The organism is Pirellulales bacterium (assembly GCA_035546535.1).
Classification (GTDB): domain Bacteria; phylum Planctomycetota; class Planctomycetia; order Pirellulales; family JACPPG01; genus JACPPG01.
On record DASZWQ010000098.1, the window covers coordinates 1 to 19,996 of the forward strand.

13 protein-coding genes are annotated in these 19,996 nt (G+C 62.4%); 8 read left to right on the forward strand and 5 right to left on the reverse strand.

The window, feature by feature from the left end:
* The first annotated feature begins 371 nt into the window (after nt 1-371).
* Nucleotides 372-1,553, forward strand: coding sequence for a DUF4013 domain-containing protein (locus VHD36_12295; protein HVU88090.1), 1,182 nt, complete (start codon nt 372-374; stop codon nt 1,551-1,553).
* Between the two features lie 15 nt (nt 1,554-1,568).
* Here the strand turns inward: VHD36_12295 and VHD36_12300 are convergent, their stop codons facing one another.
* Nucleotides 1,569-1,967 (reverse strand): hotdog domain-containing protein, encoded by a 399-nt coding sequence (locus VHD36_12300; protein HVU88091.1) that lies wholly within the window; start codon nt 1,965-1,967, stop codon nt 1,569-1,571.
* A 227-nt stretch (nt 1,968-2,194) separates the two neighbouring features.
* Here VHD36_12300 and VHD36_12305 point away from each other — a divergent pair, with 227 nt between their 5' ends.
* Nucleotides 2,195-3,517: a S41 family peptidase gene (locus VHD36_12305; protein ID HVU88092.1), complete on the forward strand. Its 1,323-nt coding sequence runs from the start codon at nt 2,195-2,197 to the stop codon at nt 3,515-3,517.
* 188 nt (nt 3,518-3,705) lie between these two features.
* Nucleotides 3,706-4,227: a hypothetical protein gene (locus VHD36_12310; GenBank protein HVU88093.1), complete on the forward strand. Its 522-nt coding sequence runs from the start codon at nt 3,706-3,708 to the stop codon at nt 4,225-4,227.
* 222 nt (nt 4,228-4,449) lie between these two features.
* On the opposite strand, the gene VHD36_12315 is transcribed toward VHD36_12310, so the two are convergent.
* From VHD36_12315 to VHD36_12325, 3 genes are all read right to left on the reverse strand, one after another.
* Complete coding sequence (locus VHD36_12315) at nt 4,450-5,862, reverse strand: folylpolyglutamate synthase/dihydrofolate synthase family protein (GenBank protein HVU88094.1); 1,413 nt, start codon at nt 5,860-5,862, stop codon at nt 4,450-4,452.
* A gap of 868 nt (nt 5,863-6,730) precedes the next feature.
* Nucleotides 6,731-7,777 carry a DUF1559 domain-containing protein gene (locus VHD36_12320; protein HVU88095.1) on the reverse strand — a complete coding sequence of 349 codons (1,047 nt, stop codon included), beginning with the start codon at nt 7,775-7,777 and terminating at the stop codon, nt 6,731-6,733.
* 383 nt (nt 7,778-8,160) lie between these two features.
* Entirely contained in the window at nt 8,161-8,901 is a 741-nt protein-coding gene (locus tag VHD36_12325) for a PEP-CTERM sorting domain-containing protein (GenBank protein ID HVU88096.1), read from the reverse strand.
* Nucleotides 8,902-9,869: 968 nt separating this feature from the next.
* Between VHD36_12325 and VHD36_12330 the strand changes: the two genes are divergently transcribed.
* From VHD36_12330 to VHD36_12340, 3 genes are all read left to right on the forward strand, one after another.
* Complete coding sequence (locus tag VHD36_12330; protein HVU88097.1) at nt 9,870-10,550, forward strand: FHA domain-containing protein; 681 nt, start codon at nt 9,870-9,872, stop codon at nt 10,548-10,550.
* A gap of 177 nt (nt 10,551-10,727) precedes the next feature.
* A complete protein-coding gene (gene dnaE / locus VHD36_12335; GenBank protein HVU88098.1) occupies nt 10,728-14,318 on the forward strand; it encodes a DNA polymerase III subunit alpha in 3,591 nt (1,196 codons plus the stop codon).
* A 286-nt stretch (nt 14,319-14,604) separates the two neighbouring features.
* On the forward strand, nt 14,605-15,879 hold the full coding sequence (locus VHD36_12340; protein HVU88099.1) for a MotA/TolQ/ExbB proton channel family protein: 1,275 nt from the start codon (nt 14,605-14,607) through the stop codon (nt 15,877-15,879).
* 82 nt (nt 15,880-15,961) lie between these two features.
* Here the strand turns inward: VHD36_12340 and VHD36_12345 are convergent, their stop codons facing one another.
* Nucleotides 15,962-17,821, reverse strand: a complete 1,860-nt coding sequence (locus VHD36_12345) for a trypsin-like peptidase domain-containing protein (GenBank protein ID HVU88100.1) — start codon at nt 17,819-17,821, stop codon at nt 15,962-15,964.
* A gap of 326 nt (nt 17,822-18,147) precedes the next feature.
* Between VHD36_12345 and VHD36_12350 the strand changes: the two genes are divergently transcribed.
* Together VHD36_12350 and VHD36_12355 are read left to right on the forward strand one after the other, a co-directional pair.
* On the forward strand, nt 18,148-19,116 hold the full coding sequence (locus VHD36_12350) for an ABC transporter ATP-binding protein (GenBank protein ID HVU88101.1): 969 nt from the start codon (nt 18,148-18,150) through the stop codon (nt 19,114-19,116).
* On the forward strand, nt 19,106-19,996 hold the full coding sequence (locus VHD36_12355; protein HVU88102.1) for a hypothetical protein: 891 nt from the start codon (nt 19,106-19,108) through the stop codon (nt 19,994-19,996). The genes VHD36_12350 and VHD36_12355 overlap by 11 nt, the downstream gene beginning before the upstream one ends.

The window sequence follows — 19,996 nt, forward strand, 5'->3', positions numbered from 1 at the left end:
CTTCTTCGGCCAGGCTGAGAACTCGCTGCGCGGCATTCGCGACCATGCCAGGCCGGCGGTGGACGGGTGACAACAAACCGGCCAGCGCCGCGACGCCGGCCAGGCACACGATCACGAAAAGCAGGTTGCGAGCCCACACGATTTGTGTCCCCGGGCCGGCGGAGTTCCCTAGTGGGTGCCACGCATCGCTTCATGGTATCGCGAGCGGAGTGCAAGGGGCATAAGTTCTTCGCCGCGGGGGTGAAAATCTTAGCGGCGGCCGTCAAGCAGCGGCGGACACGAGCGAATCTGCTTATAGTGAAGCCTGTTCCGAGAATAACCGGCCCAGTCCGGCACTGCGAAGGACTCTACCAAGAGTTTCAGGCCGAGCCATGAGCATCTCGCTCGCCGATGCGTCGATTGCCACGGTCCCGGTGGGCAGCCGAGGCGAGAGGCCGCCAGGAACCGAGCCGGCGTCGAAGAGCAATGGGATCTGGCGCGTCGCGCGCGGGATCTCCTCGGGCACGGAATACCTTTTCGGTTGTGCAGCATTATTTGTCGGCCTGGCCATTCTGGCGACGCTTCCTGTTTTGCAACTGATGAGCCTGGGCTATCTGCTCGAGGCGGCCAGCCGCGTGGCGCGCTCAGGGCGCATCACCGCCGGCCTGATCGGCATTCGCAAAGCGGCGCGGCTGGGCAGTATCGTGCTGGGCACGTGGCTACTGCTTTGGCCGCTACGACTGGTGTCGCTTCTGTCGGGCTCGGCGCGATTGATCGAGCCTGACGGCGGCGCCGAACGGTTCTGGACCGTTGCCCTGTGGGTGCTGACGGTGCTCTTCGTAATGCACGTGGCGAGCGTTTGCTGGCGAGGCGGACGACTGCGTAGCTTCTTCTGGCCACGACCGGTGCGCTTTCTACGAGAGCTTCGACAGCCCGGCGCGTACGCCAAAGCGCGCGATGCGGTTTGGGAATTTGTGCGCGGATTGCGCTTACCGCACTATTTTTCGCTGGGTTTGCGCGGATTCGTAGGGGGCCTGGCATGGCTGCTCGTGCCGATTACCTTGTTGGCATCCGGTGCGCGGGCGCCGCTGTTGGGTTTTCTCGGCGGCGCTCTCTTGGCGATCGTGGTCGTGTACCTGCCGTTTGCACAAGTGCGGTTCGCGGTGAAAAATCGCCTGCGGGCCATGTTCGAAGTCCGCGCGGTGCGCGATCACTTCCGTCGCGCCCCGCTGGCGTTTTTTGTCGCACTGCTGGTCACGCTCGCGTCAGCAATCCCCTTGTACCTGCTGAAGATCGAGATCATCCCGCGCGAGGCTGCCTGGCTGCCCAGCCTGGTCTTCGTGGCATTTATTTTCCCTGCGCGCCTTCTGGCCGGCTGGGCCTATGGGCGCAGCGGGCGGCGGACGACGCCACGTCACGGCATTTTTCGCATGGCGGCGCGATTGGCGATGGTGCCGGCGGCGATCGCCTACGCGGCGATCGTGTATTTCACGCAATTCACCAGTTGGTACGGCCTCGCCAGCCTCTACGAGCAGCATGCGTTTCTGCTGCCGGTACCGTTTCTTGACCTGTAGATCGCTGGCGTCGTTTCAACGGTTCATCTTGCGTCGGAGTCGCTTCAGAAACCGCTCCATGGCGACCACGTGCCGCACGTGCTTGCCCCGGCCGATGATCTCCTGCTCGTCGTGGGCGTCGATGGCAAAGGTGACCCGCTGCCCGTCGATCTCCAGCACTTCGGCATGGGCCACGACCATCGCGCCGGCCGGCGTAGCGGCCAGATGCTCGAACTCAAAGCCCACCCCCACCGATTGTTCGCCGGCATCGAGGTGCGGGAGCAGCGCATTGAAGGCCGCGTATTCCATGAGCATCAGCATGAAGGGGGAGCCAAAGACCGGCGGCCCGGCGGGATCGTAGTGGCTTACCAACTGGGCCGAGACGACGCGCTGCGATGCTTCGCCGCGGGCGCCAACGTGTAACGTGTCCTTCATGGCATGACTCGCAAGGAAATCGTCTAAAGAATTCCGCAGCGCACGCCCATAAGCGGCCCCGCGCGGCCCCAAGATTATGCGGTGCAATCGCTTGCCACGGAAGGAGCGGGCCTGGCAATCAAGGGGCCTCTGGCGCCGGCCTAGGGGTGTTTGTCGCCGCCCGGTAGAATGCACAGACGGGCAAGACGGGCCGCGCTTGGCAGCCCGCAATTTCGGAGGATGCTTTGATGCCTCGGCAAAACCTCGTGGTGCTGGTGATCGCGGCGGTGGTGTCGATCGTCTGCTTTCGGCAGGCCGACAGCGCGCACCGCAGCGAATACGGCCGGATGTACGATACCTTTGCCGAGGTTTTGAAAGAGGTCGACGCCTACTACCTGCGGAAAGTCGAAAATCAGCAGCTCTTCGAGGGCGCGCTGCAAGGGATCATGGGGCGGCTCGATCCCTACTCGGCGTACATCGGTCCCGATCAGTTTGCCGAATTCGTGGCCACGCTCGAGCAGCGCTTCGGTGGTGTGGGCATCGAGGTGACGATTAACGCCGAAACGGGCGCTCTGGAAGTCACCACGCCGCTGGCCGATTCACCGGCCTTTGCCGCCGGCGTGCGGGCCGGGGACATCATCAAAAAAATTGACGGCCGCAGCACCGAGGGGCTGGTGCCGGACGACATCGACGAAATCGTCGGACGATTGCGCGGGCGCCAGGGAGTGGTGCAGCTGACCGTGATGCACAAGGGCGAAACTGAGCCGGTCGAGATTTCGATCGGCCGGGCGATGATCCCCGTCGACTCGGTGCTGGGAGACGCCCGCGACGCGGAGAACCATTGGGACTTCTTTCTGGCCGGCGAAGAGCGGATCGGCTACGTGCGGATTGCGAACTTTGGCGAGAATACCGAGCGCGAGCTGAACGAGGCCCTGGCCTGGCTGGCAGAACGGAACGTGCGCGGTCTGATCCTTGACCTGCGCAATAACCGCGGGGGCGTCTTCGACCAGGCCGTGGCGACGTGCGATTTGTTCCTCAAGGAAGGGCGCATCGTCAGCACGCGCGGACGAGACGGCGTGGAAATCAAGGCCGAAGAAGCCTCGGGCAATGCGCCGTATGCCGAACTGCCGCTGGTGGTGCTCGTCAACCAGCATACGGCCAGCGCTGCCGAGATCGTGGCCGCCTGCCTGCAGGATCACGGACGCGCAATCGTCGTGGGGCAGCGCACCTACGGAAAGGGAACAGTGCAGAACGTCATCCGTTTAGAGGGAGGGCGCAGCCTGCTCAAGCTGACTACGGCCAGTTATTGGCGCCCGAGCGGCCAGGACATTCACCGCTACCCTGACATTAAGGATCAGGAGCATTGGGGTGTGCAGCCCAACGCCGGCTATGAGGTGCCGCTTGACGAGGCGGCGACGAACGAGCTGGCCCGGCGGCGACATCAGCGGGACGTCATCCGCGCGGGGGACGAGGCGCCGCCCGCCGTCGAGCAGCCGCCCGAGGTGGCGACCAGCGAGGACCCGCAACTGAAGCGGGCCCTGGAAGCGCTGACGGCACTGCTCGCGCGCTAGCGCTCGATCAGGTTAACGCGCTGGCGGTCGACCTGCCGCGCTAGCGGCCACAGAGTGGCGCTCGCGCAATCTCTTTGCTGCGGACCAGTTCCCCGCATGATCGTTTTCGCTGTTTCGCTTTAACACGCGATTGCCAAATTGTTTGCACACACTGCCGAAATAGCATGCCATGCCTCGTGCCTGCAGGGATGATGCAAAAACTTGCTAAGTCATTGCGACCATTCGCGCAACGGTTTGTCCCTGGCGTGGTGGCAAGCGTTTTTCGAAGTTTTGGCGCTGTAGTTGCTGTTCAAGCTGGCATCGAGCCTGGCGATCCCATTGGGCTCGGCGCCGAGGCGTTGCTAGTCGCTCGGCGGGGCGACAGTTTGGAAGATTGTCCGGTTCCTGGAATTGAAGGGGGAAGCGCCGTGGCTAATCCAAGAGTTCGCTGCACCATTGTCGAGGTCGGATGCGATCACGGAACTGGCGCCGAGCAGACGGCTCGCGACCTGCTCCCCTGGGCCGATCCGTTCATCGCGCAACTGGTTGATCGGTACCGTTTACGTGCGGCGCTCGACGATTCCCTGCGATTCCTCGAAAGTGAATCGAGCCACCAGATATCGAGCGAGAATCCGTTGCCCGCCAATCGCTCGGCAAGGTTCAGGACATCTCACGGCGAGCGGTTCGGGCTGCTGTTCGACGGTCCGCATCCATGGCCCCATGAAGGCTAGCAGCCTGTTGAAGAACTCAACGGGCTGCGACATCGCGGGGATGCGATGGCAAAATATCGACGTAAGTCGTTATTTTTCGAGCCGTGCGAAGCTTTGCTTCGCACTTGGCGAGGTTGAAAAAAGCCACGAGGGCTTTTTTCAACAGGCTGCTAGGCGACGCGGACTCTCGGCCGAGGATTCTTGCGCGCTGTCTTCCCGATGACGGGCGCCATCAAAGGTTCTCTAGGCGGTACGGCTGCCCACGGCCGGCAAAGCAAACGGTCGCCGCCTGACTTCCGTTCCAATCTCGGCCGCGATGAAGAACGAGCCCGTGACGCACAGCAGGTGATCCTGGCCGACGATTCCGCGGGCGACCTCCCACGCCGCGGCTGGGTCGGTACAGGGGCGGCAGCGGGCCGCTTCCCCGAATTCCGCGGCAATTTCCAAGAGCGCCTCGACCGGCACTCCGCGCGGATTGTTCTGATAGCGGGTGAGCAGCACCTGGTCGAACCGCGGCAAGAGCAAGGCCATCATCTCGCGGACGCTTTTGTCTTGGGTCGTAGCGAAGATCAGGACACGCCGGCGTGGCGAAAAGCTCTCGTCGAGCGTCTCGAGCAGGGCCGCGATCGAGGCCTCGTTGTGCGCGGCATCCAGAATCACGGTTGGTTGTCGGGAGACGACCTCCACGCGCGCTGGCGAGTGCGCCGTGGCGAGCCCTGTGCGAATGGCTTGCTCGTCGATGTTCCAGCCGCGCTGCCGCAGTTGGCTGATCGTGGCCAGAGCCACCGCAGCATTCGCTGCTTGATGTCGGCCGAGCATGCCCAGTTGCAAGTTTTGGTACGAACCGCCGGGTTCGACGTGATCGACAAAGTCGAGGCGGCTAAATCCCCGGTGATGATCGACCAGGTGCGGCGGGTGGTATTGGAATGCGAACTCACGCCCCAGGCGTACGAGCGGGCTTCCGCGCTCAGCACAGACGCGCTCGATCACCGCAAGCGGCTCCGCTTGCGATACGCCGGTGATAACCGGCACGCGCGGCTTGACGATGCCCGCCTTCTCGTAGGCGATCTCGGCCAGCGTATTGCCGAGCTGTCGCATGTGGTCGAAGCTGATGCTCGTGATGACCGACACCTCGGGCAGGCAGACATTGGTCGAATCGAGCCGGCCCCCCAGGCCCACTTCCAGCACCGCCGCCTGGGTGCGCCTTTGGGCGAAGTACAAAAGGGCCATCACGGTGGTGAGCTCGAAATAGGTCGGCCCGCATTCTTCTTGATGCTGTGCAGCTTCGCGGTCCATGCTGTCGACGACGGGGCGCAGCTGTTCCACGAGTGCCACGAGCTCATCGGGTGAGCAGCTTTGCCCGTCGACGGCGATTCGCTCTTCTAAATTCACCAGGTGCGGTGAGGTAAAGAGCCCCGTTCGCTGACCAGCGGCGGTGAGGATGGCCGCGATCATGGTCGACGTCGAACCCTTTCCCTTGGTGCCGGCCACGTGGACGATGGGGAGGCTGTGGTGTGGGTTTCCCATGGCGGCCAACAGCTGGTGCATGCGCTCGAGCTTGAACTGTCGCGCCCCGTAGGTAACGGCGGGGGCGCGCTCGTAGTCGATCCGGCCGAACAGATAGGCCGTGGCTCGTTGGTACGCAGTGGCGGTCACAAGGTGTTCCCGGCAAGAAAACTTCAATGGCTGCTCGCAACCCCTGGCGGCCGCGGCGGCGGCATGGTGGGGGCCGTGATATCAGTGATCTTGAAGTTTAGCGGCAACGAGTGCGCCTGCGTACTACGGCGCGGCAAGCGACATCTTTCGACGCCAATTGCGGCCGTTTCAGGCGATGGCGCACGCAGGAGGGCCGCAAGGATGCGGGATCCTTGCGGCCCTGGAAAGCGGTGAGGATCGCGGCGGGAGTTTGGAGGGAACCAATGAGGGGACGCGTCGCGGCGCCCTGCGAACCGCCAGGTCTGGCGGCTTCCTGGAGGGGATTGCTCCTCCGGCGCGTTCGGGCGCTAAGGGCGACGGCAGTATCAGGGGGCCGAGCCGACGAGCGCCTCCTGGCGCACCGACCGGCATAGGCGACGGAACTCGCTGAGATCTCGCTCAATGGCCCGCCCGAGGTAAGACCTCGTGGCGCCCACCGCGTTTTGCCATTGGTCGTTCGATTGTTCGAGACGGCCGAGCAATTCCCTCATCCACTGAAATTTTTGATCCATGTTCCGGCCTCTATCCCTGTTGGACCAGGTACGTGTCCCGTCGGAGAGCCTGTAAAGCATCCGGCGTGCCAGATGGAGGGCGAACCTAGGCCGCTGTCCATTAGAAATGGCGTAAAGCTCAAGAAAATAGAGAGTTATACGCCGCCGATCCGATGACTTGCGACCCACGTGGCCTGCCACGCGGGCGTGTAAATTCGACAAACCGCGGGACGGGTGCCGGCAAGAGATGCTGGCGTGGATATCTGGGGCGCGGGCCGACGTGAGCCGCGCAAGGGGTAGCAAACGCCCTGCCGCCGCGCTCTGCATCGTGCAATAAGCTACTGCGTCAGCGTGTTCGGCTCGGCGCCCGAACGCGTCGAAACCGCCTGCCAGACGGCCCGATCGACGTTGTTAGTAACCGCACGTACGGAGCCGTCCATCAAGGCCACGTTGACCAGGCCTGGATGGTAGCTGCGTGCGGTCACGGCGGCGTAAGTTGGCGCCGTCGTCGAACTGGCTTCGGTCACACCGATGAAATCGATGTCGTAGTTGGCGCCGTTGTACGAGTACATGACGGGCGTGTTGGGCGTGAAAAGGGTCGTCACGCCGGTCTGGTTGACCTTGCCGTCACCCCACTCGGTATGCCCCTTGTTATCGGTCGTGTTCGGTCCGAGCTTGGCCGTGCCCCCCAAGGCGATGACGTCGGCCGGCAGATTGGGCGGTGTGGCCGTGGCGTTCGTCGAGCCGCTAAGGCTAGCGGTCCACGCCTTTACTTCCATGGCGTAGAAGGTGTTGCTCAATCCGTCGGTGAAGTCGGCCACGCGCAAGCGGCTGTTGGTGTAGAACGACCCCTGCGGAACCGTTCGCCGGGTCGGATCGAACACCAACCAGGGGCCAAGGTTCACGCCGTACGTGCCAGGGTACGAATTCAGCGAGCCGTCAGCATTCAGCTTGGCCATGTCGTTGATTTCAGACGGACAGACGTACGCCGGAATGCGTAGTCCCATGATCGGCGTGCCGTCGGGCAAAGCCTGGTCCTCGGTGCTCGCCGCCGTATAGGCCGATCCCAGCGCCGACTGTTCGAGGTACGGCAGCAGACGCGACCATACCGAGATGTCGTTGGTTTTGTCGTTGGCGACGCCATTCCAAAAGGACATGGGCGGATATACGCCCGAGCTTGACTCGTAATTGTGTAGCGCCAGCCCCAATTGCTTAAGATTATTGATGCACTGGCTACGGCGCGCGGCCTCGCGGGCGGCTTGCACGGCCGGCAGCAACAGGCCGATGAGGATCCCGATTATCGCGATCACGACCAGCAGTTCGACCAGCGTGAAACCATGGAGGGACTTTGGATTGCGGGTCCGCGGGGCAAGGTAACGAGCCATTAGAAGAGTCCCGAGCTTTTGGAGGGAGGGAGCGGGCAAGGATTCGATATTGAGACTCAGTATCAACACGAGAGATTTTACTGGCGATCCGAGTCTTGTCAATCGCCGGGAAGAAAAGAGTTAGCCAGCCACTCTGCCTTCCCGCGAGGGCAGCCAGGGCGCCGGTTCCGAGCCGGAAATCGAACCCGGGGGAAATGCGAGCAACGTCAGAAACGGACGTCGGAGGTCTGACGCAACTTCGCGTCACGCCATGAAGGCCCCGTCGCCAAACAAAAAACCCCGCGGACGTCGGGTCCGCGGGGCTCAATCGATTGCTTGTAGGTCTTGGCCGGGCTGACCGGGCTGCTTCCCCGGAAGGCAGTTGCCGATCGACCCTGCCGTATCTAGGCCTTGCGTTGACGCCAGTATCGAAGCGTCAGGCCGACAATACCAATCCCCATGAGCACCACGGTCGACGGTTCGGGGATGTGGCCCCCAGTTTCGTGGAACGTTTGCGTGATGAAGGACAGCATCGGCACGCTATTGGTGCCGTTGAAGGTCAATACATCCTTTTGCACAAACACGGTCGATTGGCCGGTGGCGAAATTGCCGGTGTCGGTCAATTTCGTCGGACCCGGCACACCGTTGTTGAGGCTGGCGAAGATTGTCAGTTGGGGGGTTGGATTCGTCGGCAGGAACGTTTCCGTCACGCTGGCCACGCCGCTGGCTCCCGGTCCCATCGGAATCACCGACGGATTGCCAGCCAAAGCAGCGCTGGTGACTAACTTGTCCGGATCGTTTTCCGTCACCTTGAAATCGATCAGCGCGTCCGAACCGCTGCTGCCGGGGAAATCCAGGAACGAGCCCTGAAATTTCAGGCCGATGTCGTTGGTGATCGGGTCGACGTAGGCGTCGACATTGACGCCCCCGGCACTGGGCATATCACCGGTGCCAAGATATGAGAAGTCACTGAACGTCAGTGATCCAATCGTGATCGACGGGTTAGCGCCGCCCGAATGGTCGATCAGGACCGAGAGGGTCGTGGGAGGAATGATAATGGGCGTCGCAAGTGCCTTGCCCGGCATGAATGCCCCAACCGCAAGCGCTAGAAAAGCGCTGCCACACAACACGGTTTTAATGTTCATTTGCGCCTCAGGTGTCTTCCGGGGTGTCAAGTCGTTAGCTTTTTCCAGTTATGCGAATCATTGCATTTGCGCACGCAGAGCTGTCGCGGGAGGTTCTTGGGCCTGCGACAACATCTCGGCGATCAGGCCTTCGTCCGGTTGCGCGAATGACATGGGCGCGCAACAACTCACGAACGACTGATCACAGGGACGTTGCAGATGAGAACCCAGGAGGAACCGGATCGGCTCAACTCGCTGAAAATGAATTGTCGGGTTCTCGGTTCAGATCATTAGCGTTGCCAGCTCAGACCGGGGAATGTTCGCGTTGGCTTTACCTTGTGTGTAAGAGCTCGCCCTGACGAGACACTCGTCCCGCAACAGCCATCTTCGAAGGCATGTTGGCGACGTCTCGGAGATCAGGTCTTCGCCTTTCTGGGCCCGCCAAAGCGCGAACCAACGGAAAAAAGCTGATCACGGGGACGATGCCAAGCGAAATCCAAGAGGAGCCTGTGCTCAACTCAATTGATTGTAGATTTCGCGGTCCAAATCACTGGCGTCGCCGTCTCAGGAGCTTCAGAAGGTGAGGGCACCGAGGCCCATTGCACCACCGCATGATGACCGATCGAGGCGGCTAATGCAACTAGATTCTCAAAATAATTTGGAAGTTCTTCCAGCAGCCACGGAATTCCCGGAAGTCATCGTCCCCACTGGCCCCCTAGGTCGAGGCGATTGTCGATCGGCCGGGCTACCATCCTGCGGGCCGGCTTGAGGGATCGACGGCTTATCCCCTCCCATTAGTTTGGTTGACCCTCGTTTTGCCTGCATGCTATAAGTAAAGGTGAGCGGACAGTTTACGTTTTTTATCGCCAAGGCCGGCGAATCCGCATAACTGGCAGAGTTTCTTGCCGGTCGCGGGTGGGGTGGGGCCCCGACCAGGCATAGCTCCCCGTTTTCCGGCCTAGCAGACAGCCCATAATCCCGGCGTGCCCATGGCCCTCGTGACGATTCGGATCCTGGACGGTGCCGACCGGGGGCGTCTGTACGACCAAATCGCCACGCCGATCACGATTGGTCGTGAGGAGGGCAACGACATCCAACTCGCCGACGAGCGCGTCAGCCGCTTCCATCTGAAGATCCAAGAGGACCAGGACAAGGTCGTCCTGACGGATCTCGACAGCACCAACGGCACCAAAGTCAATGGCGACGACACGCATCTGCGCATCCTTCGCTATGGCGATATGATCACCGTTGGGCGTTCTGTGCTCTTGTACGGATCGCAGGAACAAATCGCGCGACGCCTGGCCAATCTGCGTGAAGCCGAGCCCACGAATCTGGGCACGGTCGGCGGCAATATCGACGACGAGGAAGGCGCGGATGCCAGCCTCGACTTCGAGCTCGGCTGGAGCGGCGCAACCGGCTCGCAAGCGATCCTGCACCGATTATCTCCGCCCGAGCTGCCTGAGCGTTTGGGGCCTTGCCAGGCGGCGCAGCTCTCGGAATTGCTCGAATACCTGCACGTGCGCATTCGCTCGCTGCTCGAGTCGGTGAAGGTCGACGAGAAAAAAGAGCGTATCACGCTCGACGAGCGGCAGTGGCAGAATCTGCTCGACTTGCAGTCGCGCTTGGCCACGTATCTACGGTCGATCGGCCGGCCCCAAGAGGAAGAGTAGCCGCCGGCTGTCGACCCTCGGCCCGTCTTTGCTAGAATTGCTAGCGCCACGAAGTTTCGCGCGCAGCCGGTTCATCTGCAGGGCTGCCGGCATTTGTCTGGGGCCAAAAAATCGCAAGTGCTCGCCTGCTTGCGGTCACATGCCCGAACGGATTCTTTTCTGCCCGAGGGACCGAGTATGACGAGCGGCCGCTTCGTTCATCTGCACTGCCATAGTCATTACAGCCTGCTGGACGGCGCCAGCCCCATCGACGGCCTGATCGCCAAGGCCAAGAACCAGGGAATGAACGCCCTGGCGCTGACGGACCATGGCAATCTGTACGGCGCACTGGAATTCTATGAAGCGGCCAAGGCCGAAGGCATCAATCCGATCATCGGCTACGAGGCGTACATAGCGCCGGGCAGCCGCTTTCAAAAGGACGTGGATGCCAATCAAGAAGCCAGCTATCACCTCACGCTGTTGGCCCAGAACCGCACGGGCTTTCAGAACCTGGTGAAGCTCGCCTCGAGCGCCTTTCTCGAAGGGTTCTACCGCAAGCCGCGCATCGACAAGGAACTGCTCGCGGCCCACAGCGAGGGGCTGATCTGCCTCAGCGGCTGCGTGTCGGGCGAGTTGAGCCGGTCGCTTTTGCGCGGTTCGGCGGCCGAGCCCGATTGGAACGAGATCGAAAAAATCATTACCTGGTTCAGCCAGACGTTCGGCGATCGCTACTTCCTCGAGATTCAGAACAACGGCCTCGAGATCCAGCGGATGGCGCTCGAAGGCACGGTGCGCGTGGCCCAGCGAATGGGCCTGCCGCTGGTGGCCACCAGCGACGCCCACTACGTGAACCGCGAGGACGCCGAAGCGCAGGACGTCCTCCTGTGCATTAACACGGGCCGCTTCCGCACCGACGTCAATCGCATGCGGATGGAAGGAAACGAGTTCTTCTTGCGTGGGCCGGAGGAAATGTATCAGGCATTTCCGGGTCTCGAAGATGCGGTGGCGCGCAGCCAGGAAATCGCCGACTCGGTGTCGATCGACCTGGAATTGGGCAAGCGGCATTTCCCCACGTTCGATGTTCCCACGGAAAAGACGTCGACCGAGTACCTGCGCGAGCTGTGCTTGACGGGGTTGCGCGAGCGATACGCCAACCAGCCCGATTTTCTGGCCGATGGCGTGCTGGCGCCGGTGGTGCTCGATCGTTTGGAACGCGAGCTGGACGTGATCGACAAGCTCGGCTTTCCGAACTATTTCCTCATCGTGTGGGATTTCGTGCGATTCGCCCGCGAACGCGGTATTCCGGCCACGGCCCGTGGGTCGGGCGTGGGGTCGCTCGTGGCGTTTGCGCTGCACCTGAGCCACGTTTGCCCTCTGAAATACGACTTGCTGTTCGAGCGGTTCCTCGACATCAGCCGCCGTGAGGCGCCCGATATCGATATCGATTTCTGCAAGGATCGCCGCAGCGAAGTCATCGGCTACGTCAAGGAGCGCTACGGCGCCGAAAACGTCGCGCAGATCGGCACGTTCGGCACGCTGGCGGCTCGGGCCGCCATCCGCGACGTGGGGCGTGCGCTGGGGCTCACGGTCGCGCGGGTCGATTCGATCGTGGCCCTCGTGCCCGAGACGTTGGGTATCAGCATCGAAGAGGCCCTCGAGGCCAGCGAAGACCTGCGCCGTGCCTACGACAACGATGGCGAAGTGCGCGAGCTCTTGGACCTGGCGATGAAGATCGAGGGCCTGGCCCGCAACGTCGGCACGCACGCCGCCGCGGTCGTCATCGCCGATCGACCATTGAACGAATACGTGCCGCTGCAGCGCGTGCAGGGCAAGGAAGAAGTCATCACCCAATGGGCCATGGGGGACGTGGAGCGCGCCGGCCTCTTGAAGATGGACTTCCTCGGCCTGCGCAACTTGACGATTCTCAGTAAGGCGGTCGACCTGATTCGCGCCACCACGGGGCGCGAGGTCGATCCCTACAAGTTCCCACTCGACGATCCCGAGACGTTCAAGCTCCTTTGCCGCGGCGAGACCAAAGGTATTTTCCAGCTCGAAAGCGGTGGCATTCGCGACCTGCTGCAGCGTATGAAGCCCGACCATTTCCGCGACATCATCGCCACCAACGCGCTGTACCGTCCCGGCCCGCTCGAAGGAGGCATGGTCGACGACTACATCCAGGTCAAGCATCGGCGCAAGCAGGCCGAGTACAAGCACCCGGTGATGAAAGACATCCTGGAAGAGACCCACGGCGTGATGGTCTACCAGGAACAAGTGATGCGGATTTTGAATCGGCTGGGCGGCATCGAGCTGTCGAACGCCTACAGCTGCATCAAGGCGATCAGCAAGAAGAAGCTGCCGATGATCGCCAAGTTCCGCGAACAATTCGTCAACGGCGCCGTCGAGCAGGGGCTCAAGGAGCGTGAGGCCGAGGAATTGTTCGGCATGATCGAGAAGTTCGCCGGCTACGGCTTCAACAAGAGCCACTCGACGGCCTACGCCTTGATCGCCTACATGACGGCCTACCTCAAAGCCCACTTCTCGGTCGAGTTCATGGCCGCGCTCCTCTCGGGCGATATCCAGGGACGCAATTTCAAGAAGAAAGATTCGCTCGTCGAGCATCTGGAAGACTGCCGGCGCATGAACATCACCGTTGTCTCGCCGGACGTGAACCGCTGCGGCGGCGACTTCGGCGTCGAGAACGGACAGATCCTGTTCGGGCTGGCCGCGATCAAAGGATGCGGCATGCAAGCGGCCGATGCGATTTATGCCGAGCGGCGCGCGCGCGGTCCGTTCCGTGATTTGTTTGATTTCTGCGAACGGCTCGACCCAGCCCACGTCAATCGCGGCGCGATCGAATCGCTGGTCAAGGCGGGCGCCTTCGACTTCACCGGCGCGCGGCGGTCGCAAAACATGGCGGCCATCGAGCGGGCTCTGCAATCGGGCGCGTCGGCGCTGGCCGACCGGCGCTCGGGCCAGAAGGGGCTATTCGGCGACGAGGACGAGCCATCCGCGCCGGCCGCGGCCAGCCTGCCCGATCTGCCGGAATGGCCAGAGCGCGAGCGACTATCCGCCGAGAAGGAAGTACTCGGTTTTTATCTTTCCAGCCATCCGCTCGACGAACACGCGGAGACGCTGCGCAACTACTGCACGCACAACACGGTCGAAGCCGCGGCGCTCTCGCATCGCTCCGAGGCCGTATTGGGTGGCATTCTTTCCTCGATCAAGTTCTCGCAGACCAAGAACCCGCGGCCCGGGTCCACGGCCACCAAGTACGCCATGTTCGACCTGGAAGATACGGCCGGCGTGATGCGCACCATCATCTGGCCCGAGGAATTCGCCAACTACGGCGAATTCATCAAAGCCGACGCGATCCTGGCGCTGCGCGGCGTGATCGACAAACGGCCCGGAAGTGAAGAAGCGAACTTCATTGTCAACGAGGTCATGCACCTGCCGGACCTGGCCAGTCGTTACACGCGCGGCGTGCTGATTCGCGTCGACGAAGAGCCGCACGGTGTGCGTGGGCTCGAGCAACTCTACGAAATCCTGCGCGGTTACCCCGGTAGTTGCGAATTGCAATTGGCCCTACGACTGGCTGACGGCAGCCAGGTGACCTGTGCCTGCGACGGGATGCGCGTCGAGCTGAACACCGAGATGCGCGGCCGGGTCGAGGAACTGCTGGGCCAGGGAAGTCTCCGCCCGGTGGCCTCGCGCCCCAAGCCCACGGGCAACGGGCAGAATGGCAACGGTCACAACGGCTACTCACGGCAGCCCGCCGGCGCGCGCCGCTAGCAACAAGGCCGGCACACGCACGTTCGGTGCGATCGCGACATGCTTTTTCGCCGCAGGCGCATAAGCACGCGAAATGATCGGTCGAGCCGCTCAAGCCCTATCGCGATCGTGGTATAGCCAGCGCGCCATCGCGTGTGTCTCGCGCTGACTGACCTTGACACAACACGGCTTTCGCCGTTTGATGCTCCGCCGCAGTCAGCCTGGCCAAGGGCGGGGCCATGCTAGCTTTGCGTCGCAGTTTTCGGATTGCGCATTTGCCCGCCACGAGTCTAGGCCTCGAGAAACTATGGCTGCCAAGCAGAAGGCTCCATTGAGCCGGATGTTCGATCTGCCGCTGCTCATGGCGGCGTGCCTCACGATCGCTTTCTACGCCTTCGTGCATCAACCGGCGATGCACGACACCCTGCTACATAGATACACGACGCATCACGTCGTCGAGTACATCATCGTCGGCTTCTTCATCTGGGGCTTGTGCGACGTTTTCTTCAAGGTTCTGTCGTTCCCGCGGCAGTCACTGGCCTTGCGTCATGACTGGTTGCCGCCGCGCAAAGGGCGCGAGCCGGTGTCTCACGCCGTCGGCCTGTATGGGATTCTGGAAAAGAAGCCCGCCTGGCTGCTGCAATCGCGCGTCGGGCAGCGGTTACTCGAAGCGCTCGGCTACGTGAAGGACCGGGGGTCGACCGACGGACTGGCCGACCATTTGCGATACCTGGCGGAACTCGATGATGAGCGGGCCCATAACAACTACGGCCTGGTGCGGTTTATTTGCTGGGTGACGCCGGTGCTGGGTTTCTTTGGCACGGTGCTGCACTTCGGTTCGGCGCTCGGCGGATTGTCCGTTGATGAGATCGGCGAGCGCCTGCCGACCGTGGTGGGCGAAATGGGAACGGCGTTCAATACCACGACCGTCGCTCTGGCCGCTGCAACGTCGATGATGTTCAGCTTGTTCCTCTGCGAGAAAACCGAGCGCGAGCTGGTTCGCGGCACCGATCGGCTCGCCGAGCGGGAATTGCTGAACCGCTTCGAGACCTCCGACGCCAGCCTGGCACCGTTCTTAAATGCCATCGAAACCGCCAGCCAGAGCATGCTGCGGACGATGGACGAGACGGTCGAGCGCCAATTGGGCATCTGGTCGAGCGCGTTTCACGACCTGCAACGACAGGCCGACGAGCGACATACGTTTCTCACGGATCTCTGGCAGCAGACCATGGAATCGCTGCACCAACGCTTCGAGGCCAGCGATAACGAGCGCGAGCGCAAACTCGTCAAGGTGCTGGAAGCGATGGAATTGCAGCGCGAACAGCACCGCGCCGATGTGCTGACCACTGTCGAGCACGTGACCCGGCTGCAAACCGACCTGACCGAGCTGGCCGCGGCGATCGCCGACGTGGTGCATGGCAAGGGAGAGCTGGTCAAGCTCCAAGCGAGCCTGGCCGACAACGTGCGGCTGTTGCGCGAGACCGGCCAGATCGATCAGGCTCTACACGGCCTGACGGCGGCCATCCATCTGATCACGGCCCGCTACCAGCCGAGCGCGCTCGGCCTCGATCGCGCGGCATAGCATTCGGGCCGACACGTGCCATGCTGGTTCGGCGCAGCCGAAGAAGCATGCGCGTGCAGCCTCCGCCCGACAAAAGACCCGCTTACGATTTCCCCAGCGGCAGTACGACCTTGCTCAACAGGATCGGGACCTTCGTCGGCTTGAGCGGGTTATCTCCCACGGCCACGGTCTTTGGATGGGCGATTCCCAATACCAGCACGCGGTCCCCTTCGGCCAGGCCCGCGATTGGCTCGTCGAGCGGCAGGAAGTATTCTTCCTCCGAGCCGACCAGAGTGATCAATAGGGCCGCGTCCTGGTCATCGCCGTGAAAGAACTTCTTCACGCGACCGAACACGAAGGCGCCGCCGTAAGGCGTTCGATCCTTGCCAGCGTGCGCGTTGATGGGGCGCATCTGATCGTCGTCTTGCCAGTGAATCTTGCGTAATTCGGCCACGACCTTGTCGGCCTCGCGAATCACGGCCTGCTGCTCTTCCATCGGCATCGGGATTTGCACCCCGGGATGCGCCTGTACGTACTTCACCGCCGTGATTGCCTTGGCCAATTCATCCAGCGCTACCCAATCTTCGGCCTCGCGCGGACGCCAGTTCTTGGTCGCCAGCTCGGACGACAGCGTCTTGATGCGTTCCGAGGCCATCGACAACGCTGCGAATTGCGGCTGCGATGGCTCGGGCATGCTCCGCCGCCGCAGCTTCAGCGGCACCACGGCCGTCTCTTGATGACGCGCAAGCTCGTGCAGATGCCGGCTATGGATGGCATAGCCCAGCCCCAGCTTCTGATTAACCCACGAATTGACGCCGATCACCTCGCCGCGGGCGTTGATCAATGGTCCACCGCTATTGCCGGGCGCGATCTTGGCATCGTGTTGAATCCACAGGTCGTCATCGCTGCCTTCGAGCGTCGACTCGAGCCATTGTCGCGTGTCGGCGGGCAGTTGCGTGGTGCGCAGCACGCGCCCGACGATACCTCCTGTGGTCGTGAACTCGTTATCCTGCGGGTGGCCGATGGCATACACCTGGGCCGCGTCGCGCGGTCCGTCCCCGTAATTCAGCTCGAGCGCCTTTACATTCGCGGGCACGCCATTGATCTTGATGATCGCCAGGTCACTGCTGTGGTCGACGGCCATGTATCCTTCGACGCCAAATCGCGTGCCGTCGTTGAAAACGACATCGGCTTTGGCCGCGTCGGAAACGACGTGATAATTCGTCGCCACCAGGCCGCTGGCGTCGATGACGAAGCCCGAGCCCAGCCCGCGGCGATTGTTGAAGTTATCGGAAGTTTCGATTTTCACGATGCCATGCTTGACGTACTCGACCACGTCTTCCAAGGTGGCGCCGGCATCAGGCTTAGCGGTTTCGACAACCTCTTGCTGCGGGTGGGGATTGAACGGGGCTGGATTAAAATCCGCCGCGACACCGGCAGGCTGCTCATGAGGAGCAGGCTGCGAGCTCGCGGTTGGCACGTTCGCCGGCCGCAACATCAGGAACAGTCCAGCGGCCACGAGCGCGGTGGTTGCGCCGCCCAAGGTGATCCACACCCAGGCAGGCGGCGCCGCGCGGCGCGTGCGCCGAACGCGAGGAACCGGCGCGGTGATATCGACGGCGACGACCGGTGCCGCGGTCGATTCCGGCACCGAGACGTGAAATAGTTCGTGTGCGGATGTTGGATCGGCGGTAGTTGGCGCCGCGGACGGGATCGACCCGCACGAGTGACGATCGGGTATCGGAGGCGGCACAGGCACGGGGCGCCGAGTTGGCGCGCTGGGAGACGAGCCCGCCGACGGAATCGTTGCCGCGTTGCGAGTCCCCGCATTCTCGGCGCGTCCCGCTAGCGGAGGCACGCGCAGCGTCGTGCCGCACTTCGGACACTTTCCCTGTCGCCCGGCGAGCTCGTCGCGGACTTCTAAAGTCGCCTGGCAGGACTGACAAGTGAGGCGAATCGCCATCAGAAACCCTTCTGCTCTTCCAGCTCTCCAGCCTAACAAGTCCTACGCTCGCCAGCCATTCGCGGGCCGCAAATTACGAAATCATGAGAATTGGCACCCGAAATCGACAAGCTTTATCGTTTGCTGGCGAAAAGCATGGGCCAGGGACGCTGGCGTCGCCCCCCTCAAAAACGCCCGGCATGGTGGTACAATGCAGCGGTTTGTATCGGAAAGCTCGTACCGAGCCTGTGCCCCCGCGAATCTTTGGGGGCGATCGGACGGTACAGCAGAGATGAGGAGGGCCCGTGCCCTCGGTGTCAGGCAATTGACCCGGCTCTCGGCCCGCAATGCATCTCGTTGATATTCATAACGTCAGCCGCAGTTACGGGCACGTGCGGGCGCTCCGGGACGTGAGTTTCACGCTCGAGCCGGGTATCGTCGGCCTGGTCGGCAACAACGGGGCCGGAAAATCGACACTGCTCAAGGTCTTGCTCGGCCTGCTCACGCCCGATGCCGGCCACGGGACCATTCTCGGCTTCGATATTTGCCACGCCACCAGTGCTCTGCGCGGACAAGTCGGCTACATGCCCGAGGCCGCCGCGACGGTGCCGGTGCTGAAGGGGGTGGAATTCGTCACGCTGGCCGGCGACCTGTACGGGATGCCGCATCGCGACGCCCGGCGCCGCGCCCACGAAGTCTTGAATTACGTCGGCCTGGGTGAGCTGCGTTACCGCCGGCTGGAGGAGTATTCGACCGGCAACGTGCAGCGGTTGAAGCTGGCCGCGGCATTGGTACACGATCCGCGGCTGTTGTTGTTGGACGAACCGACCAATGGCCTCGACCCTGAGGGGCGCGAGGCAATGCTGGAATTGATCGAGGATTTGATCCGCGAGACGGGCAAGAGCGTCATTCTTTGCACGCACCTGCTGCCCGACGTCGAGCGGCTGTGCGAACAGATCGTGGTTCTGCATCGCGGCACCGTGATCCGCGCCGGCACTATGGCGGCGCTGCGACTTGGCGAATCGAATCGCTTCGATATTCGGTGGCGGGGCGAAGGAGCCGGATTTCTTGTCGCGCTGCGCGACGCCGGTGTTCAGGTCATGGCCGGAGCCCATGCCGATCATGCCGTGGTACACGCTCCGGCCAACTGGCACAACTCGCAATTCTTTGTGCTGGCGCGCCGGCACGACGTCGTGCTCACGGAATTGCGCGCCGACGAAGAGGATCTCGAGCGGCTATTCTTCCGCGTCACCGACGACACCATGCCCGCGACGCCGGTCGCGGTACCGCCGCAGGAGCCGAGCAGTGGGCATTGACAACGCGCATTACTACGGGTGGGAGGGAAAGCTGCACTCGCCTTGGTGGGCGACGTTGGCGATCGTGCGCGTGGCGCTGTTGCAGGTCTTTCGCCGCAAGTCGTACTGGCTGGTGATCGCGCTGGGGATTTTCCAGTTCCTGATGTATTGGATCATCATCTACGTGCTGACCCAGGCCCGGCTGCCGGCCGATGCGCAGCACGATTTGTTTCAGTGGTTCGGTTTCAGCCCGCGCGCCGAGCAAGGCGAGGAAATCGGCTACATCCGCTTCATGCAGCAGCAGAGCGTGGTGGTGATGATCTTGCTGGCCTTCTCGGGCAGCTTGTTGGTGGGGGCGGATTTTCGTATGAAGTCGCTCCCGTTCTATCTGTCGCGGCGCGTCGACCGCCGGCATTACATCGTCGGCAAGCTGATGGCGATCAGCGTCATCATTTCCTTGCTGACGACATTGCCGGCGCTCTTGCTGTTTCTCGAGTTCGGCATGTTTACACCCTCGACCGGCTATTGGGCCGAGCATTGGGACGTCGTGCCGTCCGTACTGGCGTACGGACTGGCGTTTTGTGTCGTGCTCAGCATCCCGCTGGTGACGATCTCGGCCTATTTGCAGCGCATGGCCCCGATCGCGATCACGTGGTCGACGATTTTCGTCATGCTGGGACGGCTCGGTTCGTACATGCGCGAAGCGACCGAGAACGACAATTGGAAGTTGATCGACCCGTGGCTCGATATCCGCCTGGTGGGCAAGTTGTGTTTCGGAGCATTCAACGAGCCCGGCGAATACGAGCGTGCCCTCAAGGCGGCTCTGATCTTGGGATCGATCTGCCTGGTGTGCCTGGTGGCGCTGGCGCGCCGGGTGCGCGCCGTGGACATCGTGGAATAG